Origin of the sequence: Bifidobacterium cebidarum (assembly GCF_009193305.1) — a bacterium.
GTDB classification, from domain to species: Bacteria; Actinomycetota; Actinomycetes; order Actinomycetales; family Bifidobacteriaceae; genus Bifidobacterium; species Bifidobacterium cebidarum.
On sequence record NZ_WBVS01000003.1, the window covers coordinates 146,766 to 162,232 of the forward strand.

Sequence of the window (15,467 nt, forward strand, 5' to 3'; positions counted from 1 at the left end):
TGTACTCAGCTCAACTCGTTGAGCACGCGTAGGGCAGCGTTGACGTAGAAGTTCACGAATGTCGGGATCGATTCGTCAAGTCCCACGAAATGCGGGCTGTGCCAGTCGGCACAACCTTCCTGCCCATTGGAGCCCACGAAGGCGAAGACCGGCAGCGTGACCTTGGAGAATTCGCAGAAGTCCTCCCCCGCCATCGATGGACGAATCGGCTCAAGCTGGGCGTATTCGTGCACATCAGCGGCCACGGCCTTGGCCAGTCCCGGATCGGAGGCCAGCGGATCCTGGAAATCGTCCCACATCACGTCGGCGCTGATGCCGTATGCCTTGGCGGTATGCTCCACGATCTCCTTGAACCGGCGACCCACAAGGTTGCCGTCCTCCTTATGGAAGTAGCGCACAGTACCTTGGAATCCAGCTTCGGCCGGCACCACGTTCCACACATCGCCGCCGTGCACTTCGGTCACCGAAAGCACCAGCGGGTGGAAAGGCGTCACATTGCGGCTCACAATGGTCTGCAGGCTCATGATCATGCTGGCCAGAGCCTCGATCGGGCTGGTCCCCTTGTATGGGTAGCCGGCGTGGGAGCCGGAGGCGTGAATGTCCACACGGAACTTCACGCACCCAGCCATCATCGGCTCCACGCCGATGGCCAGCTGGCCGGGCGCATAATTCGGATTGTTGTGAGTGCCGATGATGGCGTCCACATCGTCCACCAATCCGGCATCGATCATCGCACGCGCGCCTTGTCCGGTTTCCTCGCTGGGCTGGAACAGGATCTTGATGGAACCGGTGAACTTGTCGCGATGCTCGGCGAGCCAGAACGCCGCGCCCAACAGGCCGGTCATGTGGAGGTCATGACCGCAACCATGCATCACCCCATGGTTCACCGAGGAGAATCCCAGGCCGGTATCCTCCACAATCGGCAGACCATCGATGTCAGCGCGCAATCCGATGCGTGGCCCTGGTCCACCCTGCCCCTCAATCAGTCCCACGACACCGGTTTTCATAGGATTGGGCAATACCTCGATGCCGTGAGACTTGAGCTGGTCGGCAAGGTAGATGCTGGTGTCGAATTCCTTGAAGCTGCGCTCAGGATGAGCGTGCAGATAATGGCGAATGGCGATAAGTTCCGGATCGAAATCGATATGTTCACACATGGTTGACGATTCTAGTGACGGTGATGGTTACTTATGAAAAATCTCTCACCGAGTAACTGCTCAGTGAGAGATTTTCGAGAGAATGAGGTTGCCGGTGAACGCCGGCATACGGACTATTGCTGTCGCTTCAGCAGCTTCTTGGCGATGGCGTTGGCGATGCCCTGCACCACCTGCACCAGCACGATCATGATGATCACGGCGGTCCAAGTGACGGTCTGGTCGAACTTCTGGTAGCCATAGGCGATGGCGAAGTTACCAAGACCGCCGCCGCCGATGTATCCGGCCATGGCGGACATGTCAAGCACGCCGATAAACAGGAAGGCATAGGCGAGAATCAACGGAGCCAGGGCCTCGGGAATCAGCACCGTGCGGATGATGGTGAGCTTGCTGGCGCCCATCGAACGCGCGGCTTCGATCATGCCGGGGTCCACCGGCACCAGATTCTGTTCCACCAATCGCGATGTAGCGAACGTGCACATCACAACCATCGGGAAGATGGCAGCCACGGTACCGATCGATGTGCCGACCACCACGATGGTCAATGGCTGCATGGCCGCCAGGAAAATAATGAACGGAATCGGCCTGACGATATTGACAATCACGTCGAGCACTCGGTAGACGATGGCGTTCTCGAAGAGATTGCCCGGGCGTGTGCCATAGAGCACCACGCCGAGAATCAGACCGAGGAAACCGCCGATGACCAAGGTGATCAGCACCATGGTCAGGGTCTGCCCGATGGATTCGAACAGCAGGGGGCGCAGCACGCTCCAATCGCTGCGAGAACTTGCGAGTTCAATCATGATTCGGCTCCCTTTTCAGTCACGGACTGGGTCTTCGGCGCGTATCCGGCCACGGCCTGCGCATATTCCACCGGATTCTCGGCGGTGCCGAAATCGACAACGTCGCTGTCCTGGGCAAGCTCCTTGAGGAACCCTTCCACATTCGGTCCACGGAACTCATAGGTGATGGCACCGATCGCGGTGCCCTTGACCGTGTCGATTCCGCCATACAGCAGGCTGGATTCCACACCGTGCTTGGCGATGAGTCCGGAAATGTTCTGGCCGGAAGCGGCGAGCGCGCGGCCGTGGGAACCGAGCACATCCTTCTGGCGGATCAGTACGGTGACGATACGGCCGGACCAATCCTGATGCAGACGCTCCACACGGTCCTCTTCCGGCAGACCGGAAAGCGCGGTGGCGATGAAACGCTTGGTAACCGGCTGCTGAGGTGCCGCGAACACATCGTAGACGTCTCCGGATTCCACCACACGGCCGGCGCTCATCACGGCCACACGGCCGGCGATCTGCTGGACCACGTTCATCTGGTGGGTGATCAGCACGATGGTGATGCCGAATTCCTCATTGACGCGCTTGAGCAGGGCCAGCACTTCAGTGGTGGTCTCAGGATCGAGTGCGCTGGTCGCCTCGTCGGCGAGCAGGATCTCCGGATTGGTGGCAAGGGCGCGGGCGATGCCGACGCGCTGCTTCTGGCCGCCTGACAGCTGGGAAGGATACTTATCCGCATGCTCGGAAAGTCCGACGAATTCAAGCAGCTCGGCGACACGACGGTCCTGATAGTCTTTGCGCCAATGATCCAGCTGCAGCGGATAGGCGATGTTCTGCGCCACGGTCTTGGTGGAAAACAGGTTGAACTGCTGGAAGATCATGCCGATCTTCTGGCGAATAGGCCTGAGTTTGGCCTCGCTCAGCGCAGTGATGTCAGTGCCGAGAACATTCACACTGCCGGACGTCGGACGTTCAAGCGCGTTGATCAGACGCACCAGCGTGGATTTACCGGCACCGGAATAGCCGATGATGCCGAAAATGTCGCCTCGATTGATGGTCAGGCTGACATCGTCCACAGCGCGCGTGGCAGCCGCCTCGCGTCCGCGTGTTTTGTATTCCTTGACCACATGGTCGAAGGTGATGATGGGCTCGCTCATGGTCCTCCCTGATTGCGCCGGTGTTGCCATCTGCAACTGGTCATGCCGGGTGAACATGCCACCACGGCTCACCGTGAATGGCATCCTCACCCGGCACTATTGATTTCGTCTATCAGCAGCTCACTGAGCCTTGGCGTCCTTTTCGATGTCGGCCAGGTAGCTCTGCAGCTCCTGAGCACTGAACTTGTTGGCGAAGACCGCGGTGCCGCCGGACTTCTCCTGCAGTGCGTCAAGCACATCCTTCTCCTGGAAGATCTGGACGAGCTTCTTGTAGGTTTCGTTGTTCACATCATCCTTGCGGGCGACCCAGACGTTGATATACGGGCGGGCCTCCTCGGATTCGGCATCATCCTGGTAGATGGCGTCCTTCGGATCGAGGCCGGCATCGGCGACGTAGTCGTTGTTGATCACGCCAGCGGCGATGGTCGGATCCTTCAGGGTGGTGGCGACCTGCTCGGCCTTCAGCGGAGTGACTTTGACCTTGCTCTTGGCCTCATCGATATCGGCCGGAGTGGAGAATGCGGTCCAGTCGCCCTTCAGGGTCACGAGGCCTGCGGCCTTCAGCACGCCGATGGCGCGGGCCTGGTTGGTCTCATCGTTCGGGATGGTGACGGTGGAACCTGCTGCGATGTCCTTGATGTCCTTGACCTTGGTGGAGTACACGCCGAGCGGGTAGATGGCGGTGCCGCCGATGGGCTGCAGATCCTTGTTGTTGCTCACGTTGTAGTTGGCGAGGTACAGCAGGTGCTGGAACTCGTTCAGATCGAGCTCGCCGGAGTCGAGTGCCGGGTTTTCGGAGGTGTAGTCCTGGAAGTCCACGATGTCGACGTAGATGCCGGCCTTCTCGGCCTTCTGCTTGAACAGCACCCATTCAGGATCCGTGGCGCCCACAACGCCGATCTTGACCGGGTTGTCCTTGGAGCCCTTGGCGTCCGCCTGGCCGGAGCCGGAGAATGCGCGGAATCCGAAGAATGCCGCCACGGCGACGATGGCCACCACGACGATGGCGATGATGATGTTGCGCGGCGTGTTGTTCACGCGCACGGGCTCGTTGTTATTGGCCGGGGCTGCCGGCTGATTTGCTGAAGTCATCGATCTTTCCTCTTCTTCATGTTTGCTTGCGTCGGTGTCCATGAAATGCAGCACATGGTTTCACTGACGAACGTGTTACACAATAGCCGCTTCGCATCGCGCAAAGCCCGGAAATATGCGAATTGCCGTATAGGCGTTGGTTATGGCAGGCATATAAACGACTGGAATCATGCGGTTTTGAGGGCTGCCATAAAACCGGTTCGAGACAGCATTGGACAGGTTTTAATCACTATGTGGACACCTCTGGCGAGAGGAAGCCTGCATACGGCGCGGCGCGGGCGCCCAGCGCCGACAATGAAACCATGACCGATACTGATATCAAAGCCGTGTTCTTCGACATCGACGGCACACTCACGAGCTTCACCACGCATGCGGTTCCGGATTCCACCGTGCATGCGATTCGCTCCTTGCAGAAGGCCGGCATCAAGGTGTTGATCTGCACCGGCCGCGCCCCGTCGCAGATGAAGGTGGTACTGGACACCATGCCCGTGACGTTCGACGGCGTCGTGGCATTCAACGGCCAGTACTGTTTCGATGACTCCGGGTTCTTCGCATCGCAGTCCATCGACCAAGAGGATATTCGCATCATTCTCGATTGGCTCGACAGCCATCCGCACGTGGTATGCAACTTCGGCGAGAAGGATTACGTGTATTTCAATCAGGATGACGACGCCCTGCGAGCCACATGGGCGCAACTGGGCAAGACGGCGCCGATCAGATATTTCGACGATCCTCATGAACGCGCCCTGACTCATGAGACGTTCCAGATCAGCCCATTCATCGGAGTGCAGGAGGAAACCGAGCTGGTGGGACTGTGCCGCAACGTGCGTGGAGTGCGCTGGCACCCGGATTTCACCGATTTGATTCCCGCCGACGGCGGCAAGCCTCGCGGCATCCAACGGTTCATGGAGCATTACGGCATCGCTCGCGAACAGACGATGGCCTTCGGCGATGGCGGCAACGACACCGCCATGCTCGCCTATGCCGGCATCGGCGTCGCGATGGGCAACGCCACCGACGAGCCGAAGAACGCCTCCGATTTTGTGACCGACGATGTGGACCATGATGGCGTGCTGCATGCATTGCAGCATTTTGAGATTCTGTAGGATAGCTCGATACGCAAAAGGCCGACGCTTGAAGCGCCGGCCTTATCTGTGGAGCTAGGGGGATTCGAACCCCCGACCCTCTCCATGCCATGGAGATGCGCTACCAGCTGCGCTATAGCCCCAAATGGGTTGATTCATTATCAATGAATCTGAAGGACATCATCAACACTGGATGTCAATGATCTCTTCGTGGAGCTAGGGGGATTCGAACCCCCGACCCTCTCCATGCCATGGAGATGCGCTACCAGCTGCGCTATAGCCCCGTTTTCAGTTGTTGGCCCGTCGTTCGGACCTCGTATACATTACGACAGAATGAACTATCCGGCAAATCGGCGTGTCGTCAAATGACATTCATGTGATTTGGCATACCTCATACCGGATAGTTTTCCTACTGTTTCCAACGATTTCAGCGCTCTTTTTCCCATTCGTCCGTGTCGGCGATGGCCGGGCCATGGTTGTAATCCAGCAAACGCCATCGAGTCGGCCGCCCCTCGATATCCATCGGAACAAGACGAACCCAATGCGCATTGCGCATCGAAAGCAGCGAGGCGAACGTGGGGTCCACTTGGCTCAGGCCGAGCAGGGTCTGAAGGGTCTGGGAAATCCATGCCCCATGGGAGAACACAAACAGGTCGGTATCCATGCCTGCCCGCGTTGACCAATCCTGCAAGGCTTCCACGCCGCGCTTGCCTACATGTTCCTTGGCCTCGGCGTGGTATTTCATCTCACCGCCACGATGCTCCATCCATGAGCGGAAATCCTCAGGGTAGCGTTCGGCCAGTTCGCTCACCGCATGGCCATCCCAGTCGCCGAAGCTCCGTTCGCGCACGCGAACATCATCATGGACAGTCGCGCCGCCCAGCTCATCGGCAAAAGCCTGCGCAGTGGCGTGAGCGCGCATCAAATCGGAGCATACGATGAGGCGTTGGCTCGTTTCGGGTCTGCGGTCCACATAAAGGTCTTTGAGCGCCGCGGCGGTCTGCCTGACCTGCCACTGCCCCACTGCGTCCAGAGGAATGTCCACCTGTCCCTGAAGCTTGTGCGCAGCGTTATACGACGTGCGGCCATGGCGCACGAGGAAGATGGAACGAACATGTTGAGTTGTCATGGAATAATCCTTACGCTCGAATGCAGCTCTGTATCAACGCAAACGCGGTGGGGTGAAGTCATCCACCGCCACCGCGTCGCTAATGTCAATCGGCCAGATCATCGGCAGTGCGGTCATGCACTGCCGTCTCCGGGTGCTCAAGTTGCAAATCAATGGACTCGCAATCCTTCCACAATCTCTCCAGACCATAGAATTCACGAGCCTCGTCATGCATGACGTGAATGACGAAATCACCGTAATCGAGCAGCACCCACTGGCCTTCGGTCAGTCCCTCTCGCGAACGGGCCTGGCGCCCGTCGCATTTCAGATACAGGTCCTTTTCGATCTCCTCGGCCACGGCAAGCACCTGACGTTCATTCGAGGCGCCTGCGACCATCATGATATCGGTGATGCCGAGCAGGTCGGCGACGTCGAACGCCACGATATCGGTGGCCTTGATGCGGTCGGCAGCCTGTGCGGCCACACGCACGGCATTGATGGAATCCTGGAGCGCCGGCATCGATCAGCGCTCCCACGCGGGCTTCCAGCCCTCGACATTGTGTTGCGTGTTCTCGGAGTAGACCATCGTGTCATCCGGCACGGCATGGCGGACCACGGAGCCCGCACCGGTGGTGACATTGTCACCGACCTGGACCGGGGCCACAAACAGGTTGCCCGCGCCCACATGGCAACCGGAACCGATGACGGTGCGGTTCTTGTGCACGCCATCATAGTTGGCGGTAATCGTGCCGCCGCCGATGTTGGTGTGGTCGCCAAGCTGGGCATCGCCCACATAGCTCAGGTGCGGCACCTTGGTGCCGTTGCCGATATGCGCCTTCTTCATCTCCACGAATGCGCCGGCCTTGGCGTCCTCGCCGAACTCGTTGCCCGGGCGCAGATAGGTCCATGGACCGATGTTCGTACGCGCGCCGATATGGGATTCCTGCACACGGGAGCGCTCCACCACAGCTTCGGCATCCACCGTGGCGTCGATCAGCGTGGTGTACGGGCCCACAACCGCGTCCTCACCGATCACCGTATGGCCCTGGAGGAAGGAGCCGGGCAGAATGGTGGCGTCGCGGCCGATCTTGACGTCATCCTCGATCCAGGTGGTTTCCGGATCGAGGATGGTCACGCCTTCGCGCATCCAGCGTTCGCAGACACGACGGTTGTAGGTCTTGGAAAGGGCGGCCAACTGCACACGATCGTTCACACCCTCCACGGTCAATGGATCGGGAGCGGCGAACGCGCCGACCTTGCCGGCGGACTTGGCGGTTTCAAGGGCATCGGTCAGGTAGAACTCGCCCTGAGCGTTATTGGATTTCAGGCCCGCGATGGCTTCGGACAGCACAGAGGCTTCGAACACGTACACGGACGTGTTCACTTCCTGCACGGCGAGTTCGCTGCGGTTGGCGTCCTTCTGTTCGACGATGCGCAGCACGTTGCCTTCACGATCGCGAATGATACGGCCATAGCCGGTCGGATCGTCGAGGATCGTGGTGAGCACGGTGGCTCCGTTGCCGGAGGCATTGTGGAATTCCACCAGTTGGCGAAGCGTGTCACTGTCAAGCAGCGGCATATCGGAAGCGGCGATCAGCACCGGGCCATTCAGCTCTCCGGATTCGGCAAGCTGCGCCATGGCGCACTGGACCGCACGACCGGTGCCGGGAATGTCATCCTGGTTCACGATGGTCACGTTCTCGTCATACGAGCGGGCCGCCGCGGCCACGCGCTCAGCCTGGAAATGCACGACCACGGCAAGCGTGTCCGGGTTCAATGCGGCAACAGAATTCATCACCCTGTTCAAGAAGGTCTTACCGGCAAAGGTGTGCAACACCTTCGGCTTGTTGGAACGCATGCGGGTGCCCTCGCCGGCGGCGAGGATGATGGCTGCAGATAATGCCATAAGTGACGTATTCCCTTCGATTCGGAATAACTTGTGCTATTGCAAACAATCTAAAACAATAGACGGAAAAACAAAGAACGGCCACTCGTATGTCGAGTGGCCGTATCGGGCTCCCCCACCTGGACTCGAACCAAGACAAAGGGTTCCAAAGACCCGTGTGCTGCCATTACACCATGGGGGAATCGTGGGTTTTCACCCACAAGTGTTCATTTATACCATATGTTCGGCATTTGTCGAATGTCACCGCCATGTCGCGTCGTACACATCGCGCCATTTGCGCGTCACCCTGCGTTGCGCACAGCGACTTCGCATGCATTCATCCGCGTACCGGCGACCGGCGCGTCATGCGAACAGGAAGCCTTGTCCGTGATGTTCCGGATACGTGTCGAACAGCTCGGCGACCGAACCATCCTCGAACACGGCACGGATGGCGCTGGCGAGCAACGGGGCGATGGAAAGCACCGTCAGACCATCCCAGCGCTTCTCCTCCGGAATCGGCACGGTATCGGTCAGCACGACCTCACGCGCGCCGCAGTTCTTCAGACGCTCCACGGCAGGACCGGAAAGCACGCCGTGCGTGGCGACCACGGTCACCGACTTGGCACCGGCATCCTGCAGCACATGGCATGCACCGGCAATCGTGCCTGCGGTGTCGATCAGATCATCGACCAGCACGCAATCCTTGCCCTGCACGTCACCCACCACACGGTTGGCCACAGCCTGGTTCGGACGCGTGATGTCACGGGTCTTGTGCACGAATGCCAGAGGACCGCCACCAAGGCGCTGCGCCCACTGCTCGGCCACGCGAATACGGCCTGCATCCGGAGACACCACGGCCACATTGTCGAGCTGCCCCTGGAAACGGTCACGAATGTAGTCCACCAGTACCGGCATGGCGATCAGATGATCCACCGGGCCGTCGAAGAAGCCTTGGGACTGCGCCGCATGCAGGTCAACCGACATGATGCGGTCCGCGCCCGCGGTCTTGAGCAGATCGAAGATCAGACGGCAGGAAATGGGCTCACGGCCACGATGCTTCTTATCCTGACGGGAATAGCCGACCAGCGGGCACACGGCGGTAATGGAACGGGCGGAGGCACGCTTCAGCGCATCAATCATGATGAGCTGTTCCATGATCGCCTTGTTAATCGGCTGGTAGTGGCTTTGCAGTACAAAGACGTCAGCGCCACGAACCGACTCGGTGTAGCGCACATACATCTCACCATTGGCGAAATCGTACGCCGTGGTTTCCAACAAATCGATGCCGAGCTGTTGCGCAACATCTTCGGCCAATTTCGGATGAATTCTTCCCGTAACGAGAATCAGGTTCTTATCAGGCTTTCCTTCAAGGATTGCGCTCACCATTACTCCCAACGTGTGGTCTCGCTGATGCAAATTCCAAGCATAGCCGCTCTTGGCGACTGCGGTACACATCGGCGTCGCCTTGTGTTTACCAACTCGCATACGGCACATCGTTCAGACAGCCGCGCGCCACCCACTTCGACTCAGTGATTGCCTTTGATCCACGCAGCAATGGTGCTCTTCACCGTCTGTGCGTATAAATCGCTGTCAAGCTTAGGATGGATCCCATCAGATCCCAATATTTGTGGATTGGCTGTGGCGGCGGCATTCCAGTCCACCAACACCACGTTATCCGGATGCGCGGCGGCATAATCCGCAAGAACCTGATTGGTGGACGGAATCCAAGTCCGATCGCCATGGGCATTAATCAACACCAGCACGTGATCAGGACCGATCATGTCATGGATCTGATCCAGCTGGCCGTCGGTAATCTCGGAGTTGGTGGCCAGCCCCACCAGCACCCACTGTCGCAGCGTGCCGGCAGATAAGTCATTCTGGATCATATCGGAAGCCACCATAATAGAGCGCGAGACTTCAGCATCGGTCTGTATGCCTGGGAACACGCTCGACAGGCCTTGGGAGGAAGCAAGCATGACCGAATCTCCGATGGCGGTCATTTCGTCTCCTGCAGGCATGGCAAAACGCGGTCGCGGCGGCTTAGGAACCTCGCGGCGGATCAACGCATGCTCCTTCCGCTGCATTGCTTCCAGCTGTCGAGCCTGTTCTTCAAGCTGTATCTGCATAGCGGTCTTTGCCGGGGCGTTGGCCACGCCTTGAACTGCACCAAACAACGAGGCCGCCAGCAGCGCATCCACGACGATCGCCCGCACAATGTGCGCGCGCGAAGGCTTATGCAACGGCAGAATGACGAATACAGCCGAATTGGAGGCAGCGGGCTTTTCCACCAGAATCCAAGAAAGCGTCACCGCTACGGCAGTGAGCACAGCAGCCATAATCAGCGGCCACGGTCCTGGCACCGGGAAAAGCTTCGGAGCGAATGACTTGGAAGCCAGACACAACGGCCAGTGCCATAGATAAATGCCGTACGAGTATTTGCCGAGACCTGCGAGCGGTCGGAACACCATCAGGTCCTGCATCCATGAATCCTGGCAGATGGTGCCGGCCACGAGCAACAGAGCAAGCACACTGGAAATGACAATGCCGCCATGAAAAGCGAAATCATTCTGTTTGCCGATTATGGTCATGGCCACCAAAGCGATCAAGCTCATAAAGGCGAACAGAGGCGCCACGGCACGCCAGATAAGTATGTGCAAGGGTTCTGACACCACATTCGGTTGCCTATGAGCACCATTGAGAGCGCTCATGGATGGTGTTGCATCCGCAACGCCAGATCGATTCACCGACGCCACTCTTCTTGCTATGCGTTGAGATTGCGACCGGCCACGTTCGGAGGATGTGACCCACCATGCAAGGGCCAGACCAAGCATAAGACCCACGGCATGCGTATCAGTACCGAAGTAAACGCGCGTGGGGTCGCCGCCTGGAATATAGAGCATCCACATGGCATATCCACTGCCGGCAGCCAATGCCAGCGGAATCAATGCGGAAAGATGGCTACGCCGGATTTTCCACATCAGCCACACGATGCAAGGTGCCACCACATAGCATTGCATGAGCACGCCGATGAACCATAAATGCCGAAATGTCTGCGGGCTCATCTGATCAAAATAGCTTTGTCCGCTTGCGATTGCATACCAGTTGTAGCATCCCAGCAGCACCGTGATTATTTGGTCCCGTATGGATACCAATAAATCACGGTCGTACAGCCATCCCACGGACACGATAACGGGGATGAGCAGGAACAATGCCGGGTACAGGCGCACAGCGCGTTTCGGAATATACCGTTCAAGACGGAGTGAACCACTATTCATAAGAGAACGCAGCAGACTGACGCCGATCAGGAAACCGGAAACCGTGAAGAATACGTCCACGCCGTAAAATCCGCCCGGCAACATCTGCTCCTGCATGTGGTACAGCAGAATCGCGATGATCGCCAGACCTTTAATACCGTCCAATCCAACATAACGTCTACGCACTGCCGCCGTCACTGTTGTCTCTCGCTTTTCGATCGTATGCCGTTTCTTCTCAACGGTTTTTTATATCAATCCGCACAGACACGGCAGGCCATACGACGATGGGATAATCCGGATCTTGTATGGCCTGCTGTTTTTTATTTGTGGTACAGGCTCACGCGCTCGTACTTGGGCTCGCAGCACACGTTGATGCCGAGCTTGCGGTAGAGGGCCTCGTCCGCAGAGGAGATGATCACGGAGAAGAAGGCGTCACAGCCACGCAGCTGTTCAAGCCCGGCGATCACATGAGCGGCCACCGGGCTGGTGGCGCTGGTGATGGACAGCGCAATCAAGGTCTCATCGGAATGCAGGCGTCGATTAGTGCTGTTGAGATGTTCGGTTTTCAATTGGCAGATCGGTTCGATCGCCGCATCATCGATGACTTGCTCGGCATCGTCCACTCCGGTGACGGCCTTCAGCGCATGCATGAGCAGCGCACTGGCCGCGCCAAGCAACTCACCGGTTTTGCCGGTGACGACCCTGCCGTCCGGCAATACCATGGCACCAGCCGGCGCCCCTGTGGCAGCTTCCTTGCCCAGTGCCGCCGCTCGTGCCGGCGACAGGTCCGGCGTCACCGACGCCTTGTTCATGATCGAACGCAGACGCTCCACCTGCTCCTCACCGGTTCCGGTGCGCTTGACGCGTTCCGTTGCGGCGAAATACCGGCGGACGATTTCCAAACGCGCGGCATCCCTGCAGGCCTCATCATCCACAATGGCGTAACCGGCCATGTTGACGCCCATGTCCGTGGGGCTCTGGTACGGGCTCTTGCCCATGATGCGTTCCATCATGGCTTTGAGCACCGGGAAGGCTTCAACATCGCGGTTGTAGTTGACCGTGGTCTTTCCATAGGCCTCGAGATGGAACGAATCGATGATGTTCGCGTCGTCAAGATCCGCGGTCGCCGCCTCATAGGCGATGTTCACCGGATGGTTGAGCGGCAGATTCCAGATGGGGAACGTCTCGAATTTCGCGTATCCGGCCTCGATGCCGCGCTGATGCTCGTGGTACAGCTGGGACAGACAGGTGGCGAGCTTGCCGGAACCGGGGCCTGGGGCGGTGACCACGACGAGCGGTCGGCTGGTTTCCACGTAATCGTTTTTGCCGTAGCCTTCGGCCGACACGATATGTTCGATATCATGCGGATACCCGGCGATTGGATAATGCAGATAGCAGGTGACCCCGAGCTGCGCGAGACGGTGGCGATAGGCATCGGCGGCCGGCTGGCCGGCGTATTGGGTGATGACCACCGAGCCCACATACAAGCCATGGGAATGGAACACGTCGATGAGACGGAGCACATCCTCGTCATAGGGGATGCCCAGGTCGCCGCGCATCTTGGCTTTTTCGATGTGGTTCGCGTTGATGGCGATGACGATTTCCACATCGTTCGCCATGCTCTTGAGCATCTGGAACTTCACATCCGGCTCAAAGCCAGGCAGCACGCGTGAAGCATGGTAATCATCAAACAGCTTGCCGCCGAATTCCAAATACAGTTTGCCGCCGAACTGGGCGATGCGTTTGCGAATATTATCGGACTGCAGCTCAATATACTTCTGGTTGTCGAAGCCCTGACGCATAAGGCGGTATCCCTTTCCGAACATCGTCATAAACGGAAAAATTATACCGGAAAAACTAGGATTACTCTTTCGCACGTAATAAGGCACCACAACTCGTCAAAAACAACGATTTGGCAATGTTGTACCATGTTTGTTTGCCACAACCGTTAAGTCAAACGTTTTACTAACGTATTGGGAGCATGGCGCATTATTACAAAACGTTGGAATTAAGCCATTCTTGGACTGCAATTGTTTATTAGGCAAAGAGACTAATTTGTCACAATTTATGGAAAACCACGTTTTCACGATGTTGTGCACAAATTGACCAACGATTCCGCCGTATCACGAAAATAATGCAATCCTCATATATGACGATGCCGTTATTCCCAAGGTATTTCACCCGAGAATAACGGCATTAGAGCATTTCACTCCTTTGAGTAATTGCAGGATGCGTGCGGCCTCTAATCACAATGGCCGAAGGCATCACCTGGTTAAGTGAAATGTTCTGATGTGTGCGGTAGCAAGGCGTGGAACATGAAGGCGTACAACAGTACGTCGAATGTTCCGCAACGCAGCTAACGCTCCATCAGAGCATTTCACTCCCATTCGATGGTTGCCGGGGGCTTGGAGGTACAATCCAGCACCACGCGGTTGATCTGACGGCATTCGTTGGTGATGCGAGTGGAGATGGTGGCGAGCACGTCATACGGCACGCGGGCCCAATCGGCGGTCATGGCATCCTCGGAGGAAACCGGGCGCAGCACGATCGGGGAACCGTAGGTACGCTCGTCGCCCTGGACACCGACGGAATGGACATCAGCGAGGAGAACGACCGGGCACTGCCAGATATCGCGATCGAGACCGGCCTTGGTGAGCTCTTCACGGGCGATGGCGTCGGCTTCGCGCAGAAGGTCGAGGCGCTCCTTGGTGATCTCGCCGATGATGCGGATGCCGAGGCCCGGGCCCGGGAACGGCTGACGCCAGACGATCTCGTCCGGGAGACCAAGTTCGGTGCCGATGGCACGCACCTCATCCTTGAAGAGGGTGCGCAGCGGCTCGATGAGCTGGAACTTGATGTCCTTGGGCAGACCACCGACGTTGTGGTGGGACTTGATGTTCGCAGCACCGTCGCCGCCGCCGGATTCCACGACATCCGGGTAGAGGGTGCCCTGTACGAGGAACTTGACTTCCTTGCCGCGGGCGCCGGCCTCTTCGAGCACCTGCTGCTGTGCCTTTTCGAAGGTGCGGATGAACTTCTCGCCGATGATCTTGCGCTTACGCTCCGGCTCGGTGACGCCCTTCAGAGCAGTGAGGAAGTCATCGGCGGCATCGACGGTGATCAGGCGAATGCCGGTAGCCTCGACGAAGTCATGCTTGACCTGCTCGACCTCGCCCTTGCGCAGCAGACCGTGGTCGACGAACACACAGGTGAGCTGATCGCCGATGGCCTTGTGTACCAAAGCCGCGGCGACGGCGGAATCCACACCACCGGACAGACCGCAGATCACTTCGGCGTCGCCGACCTTTTCGCGAATCTTCTTGACCTGGTCCTCGATGATGGAGGAGGCATCCCAATCGTTGGGCAGGGCCGCGCAACGATGCAGGAAGTTCTCGATGAGCTTCTGGCCCAGCGGAGAGTGCTTGACTTCCGGGTGCCACTGCACGCCGTACAGCTTGCGAGACTCATCCGCCATGGCGGCGACCGGTGCACCTTCGGTGTGAGCCAGCACCTCGAAGCCTTCCGGAGCCTGCTCGACGGCAACGCCGTGGCTCATCCACGTGGTCTGTTCAGCCGGGGAATCAGCCAGGATGCCTTCCGCGTCGTCAATGGTGGCGCTGGTCTTGCCGTACTCGCCAAGGGCGGCCTTGTCCACCTTGCCGCCGAGCTCATAAGCCATGACCTGGAAACCGTAGCAAATGCCAAGCACCGGCACACCAGCGTTGAAGACCTTAGTATCTATGGTAGGGGCGCCGGGTTCGAACACAGAAGCCGGGCCACCGGACAGAATGATCGCCTTAGGATCCTTGGCCAGAATCTCGTCGGCCGGCATGGAATGCGGCACGAGTTCGGAATAGACGCCGGCCTCACGGACACGGCGAGCGATGAGCTGGGCGTACTGGGCGCCGAAATCGACGACGAGCACAGGACCATTTGCCATTGAT

At 58.3% G+C, this 15,467-nt stretch carries 12 protein-coding genes and 3 tRNA genes; 1 reads left to right on the forward strand and 14 read right to left on the reverse strand.

The annotated features are described in order from the left end of the window. Window positions 1-5 precede the first annotated feature (5 nt). From F7D08_RS04285 to F7D08_RS04300, 4 genes are all read right to left on the reverse strand, one after another. Window positions 6-1,157, reverse strand: a complete 1,152-nt coding sequence (locus F7D08_RS04285) for a M20 metallopeptidase family protein (RefSeq protein ID WP_152209456.1) — start codon at window positions 1,155-1,157, stop codon at window positions 6-8. 113 nt (window positions 1,158-1,270) lie between these two features. Next, window positions 1,271-1,957: a methionine ABC transporter permease gene (locus F7D08_RS04290; protein ID WP_100494198.1), complete on the reverse strand. Its 687-nt coding sequence runs from the start codon at window positions 1,955-1,957 to the stop codon at window positions 1,271-1,273. Next, the gene (locus tag F7D08_RS04295; RefSeq protein ID WP_152209457.1) at window positions 1,954-3,099 is read right to left on the reverse strand and encodes a methionine ABC transporter ATP-binding protein; all 1,146 of its coding nucleotides are present in this window, start codon (window positions 3,097-3,099) and stop codon (window positions 1,954-1,956) included. Before F7D08_RS04295 ends, F7D08_RS04290 begins: the two co-directional genes overlap by 4 nt. 120 nt (window positions 3,100-3,219) lie before the next feature. Continuing rightward, entirely contained in the window at window positions 3,220-4,191 is a 972-nt protein-coding gene (locus tag F7D08_RS04300; RefSeq protein WP_152209458.1) for a MetQ/NlpA family ABC transporter substrate-binding protein, read from the reverse strand. A 302-nt stretch (window positions 4,192-4,493) separates the two neighbouring features. On the opposite strand from F7D08_RS04300, the gene F7D08_RS04305 reads away from it, so the two are divergent. Further along, entirely contained in the window at window positions 4,494-5,297 is an 804-nt protein-coding gene (locus tag F7D08_RS04305; RefSeq protein ID WP_152209459.1) for a Cof-type HAD-IIB family hydrolase, read from the forward strand. A 49-nt stretch (window positions 5,298-5,346) separates the two neighbouring features. On the opposite strand, the gene F7D08_RS04310 is transcribed toward F7D08_RS04305, so the two are convergent. The 10 genes from F7D08_RS04310 to guaA form a co-directional block, all read right to left on the reverse strand. Next, window positions 5,347-5,419: transfer RNA gene (locus F7D08_RS04310), tRNA-Ala, on the reverse strand. A 68-nt stretch (window positions 5,420-5,487) separates the two neighbouring features. Next, window positions 5,488-5,560, reverse strand: a tRNA-Ala gene (locus tag F7D08_RS04315). A gap of 143 nt (window positions 5,561-5,703) precedes the next feature. Then, complete coding sequence (locus F7D08_RS04320; RefSeq protein WP_152209460.1) at window positions 5,704-6,405, reverse strand: histidine phosphatase family protein; 702 nt, start codon at window positions 6,403-6,405, stop codon at window positions 5,704-5,706. Between the two features lie 85 nt (window positions 6,406-6,490). Then, a complete protein-coding gene (gene rsfS, locus F7D08_RS04325) occupies window positions 6,491-6,904 on the reverse strand; it encodes a ribosome silencing factor (protein WP_152209461.1) in 414 nt (137 codons plus the stop codon). 3 nt (window positions 6,905-6,907) lie between these two features. Then, window positions 6,908-8,290 (reverse strand): bifunctional UDP-N-acetylglucosamine diphosphorylase/glucosamine-1-phosphate N-acetyltransferase GlmU, encoded by a 1,383-nt coding sequence (glmU, locus tag F7D08_RS04330; protein ID WP_152209462.1) that lies wholly within the window; start codon window positions 8,288-8,290, stop codon window positions 6,908-6,910. Window positions 8,291-8,400: 110 nt separating this feature from the next. Next, window positions 8,401-8,471, reverse strand: a tRNA-Gln gene (locus tag F7D08_RS04335). Between the two features lie 161 nt (window positions 8,472-8,632). Continuing rightward, window positions 8,633-9,655 (reverse strand): ribose-phosphate diphosphokinase, encoded by a 1,023-nt coding sequence (locus F7D08_RS04340; protein ID WP_152209463.1) that lies wholly within the window; start codon window positions 9,653-9,655, stop codon window positions 8,633-8,635. Between the two features lie 140 nt (window positions 9,656-9,795). Continuing rightward, window positions 9,796-11,709 carry an acyltransferase family protein gene (locus F7D08_RS04345; protein WP_152209464.1) on the reverse strand — a complete coding sequence of 638 codons (1,914 nt, stop codon included), beginning with the start codon at window positions 11,707-11,709 and terminating at the stop codon, window positions 9,796-9,798. Between the two features lie 134 nt (window positions 11,710-11,843). Beyond that, complete coding sequence (locus tag F7D08_RS04350; RefSeq protein ID WP_152209576.1) at window positions 11,844-13,325, reverse strand: DUF1846 domain-containing protein; 1,482 nt, start codon at window positions 13,323-13,325, stop codon at window positions 11,844-11,846. A 575-nt stretch (window positions 13,326-13,900) separates the two neighbouring features. Continuing rightward, window positions 13,901-15,463: a glutamine-hydrolyzing GMP synthase gene (gene guaA, locus F7D08_RS04355; protein ID WP_152209465.1), complete on the reverse strand. Its 1,563-nt coding sequence runs from the start codon at window positions 15,461-15,463 to the stop codon at window positions 13,901-13,903. Between the last annotated feature and the right edge of the window lie 4 nt (window positions 15,464-15,467).

Bases quoted from the DNA above. Each gene is read 5' to 3' on its own strand.
- F7D08_RS04285 (WP_152209456.1), bottom strand. From the start codon at position 1,157: ATGTGTGAACATATCGATTTCGATCCGGAACTTATCGCCATTCGCCAT.
- F7D08_RS04290 (WP_100494198.1), bottom strand. From the start codon at position 1,957: ATGATTGAACTCGCAAGTTCTCGCAGCGATTGGAGCGTGCTGCGCCCC.
- F7D08_RS04295 (WP_152209457.1), bottom strand. From the start codon at position 3,099: ATGAGCGAGCCCATCATCACCTTCGACCATGTGGTCAAGGAATACAAA.
- F7D08_RS04300 (WP_152209458.1), bottom strand. From the start codon at position 4,191: ATGACTTCAGCAAATCAGCCGGCAGCCCCGGCCAATAACAACGAGCCC.
- F7D08_RS04305 (WP_152209459.1), top strand. From the start codon at position 4,494: ATGACCGATACTGATATCAAAGCCGTGTTCTTCGACATCGACGGCACA.
- F7D08_RS04320 (WP_152209460.1), bottom strand. From the start codon at position 6,405: ATGACAACTCAACATGTTCGTTCCATCTTCCTCGTGCGCCATGGCCGC.
- rsfS (WP_152209461.1), bottom strand. From the start codon at position 6,904: ATGCCGGCGCTCCAGGATTCCATCAATGCCGTGCGTGTGGCCGCACAG.
- glmU (WP_152209462.1), bottom strand. From the start codon at position 8,290: ATGGCATTATCTGCAGCCATCATCCTCGCCGCCGGCGAGGGCACCCGC.
- F7D08_RS04340 (WP_152209463.1), bottom strand. From the start codon at position 9,655: ATGGTGAGCGCAATCCTTGAAGGAAAGCCTGATAAGAACCTGATTCTC.
- F7D08_RS04350 (WP_152209576.1), bottom strand. From the start codon at position 13,325: ATGCGTCAGGGCTTCGACAACCAGAAGTATATTGAGCTGCAGTCCGAT.
- guaA (WP_152209465.1), bottom strand. From the start codon at position 15,463: ATGGCAAATGGTCCTGTGCTCGTCGTCGATTTCGGCGCCCAGTACGCC.